The organism is Mesorhizobium sp. M2E.F.Ca.ET.209.01.1.1 (genome assembly GCF_004010375.2).
Taxonomy (GTDB): Bacteria; Pseudomonadota; Alphaproteobacteria; order Rhizobiales; family Rhizobiaceae; genus Mesorhizobium.
In genome coordinates, this window is sequence record NZ_SADP02000403.1 from 1 (window position 1) to 374 (window position 374).

Here is a 374-nt window from a genome sequence, read left to right on the forward strand (position 1 = left end):
TGGGCTTCGTGCTGCTGGTTGTAGAGGTCATCGCGCCGGGTTTCTTCATGCTTTGGATCGGCATCGCCGCCCTGATCGTCGGCGCGGTGTCGCTGCTGATCTGGGATGCCGCCATCTGGACATGGCAGGTCCAGGTGCTGCTGTTCCTCGTGCTGTCGCTGGTTTCAGCCTTTGTCGGCAAGAAACTCATGGGCGGACGCGACCAGCCGACCGACCAGCCCCTGCTCAACCGCCGTGGTGCGCAGATGATCGGCAGGATGGCGACACTTGCCGAACCGATCCGCGACGGCCGTGGCCGCAGCAAGCTCGGCGACACGCTGTGGCGCGTTTCCGGCCCTGACCTGCCCGCCGGCACCCAAGTCCGCGTCACCGCC

The 374-nt window shown here is 66.3% G+C and carries 1 protein-coding gene; it reads left to right on the plus strand.

What is annotated here, in order from left to right:
* Window positions 1-374 (plus strand): NfeD family protein (locus EN852_RS36195; protein ID WP_135879712.1); only part of this gene is annotated, 374 nt, incomplete at both ends.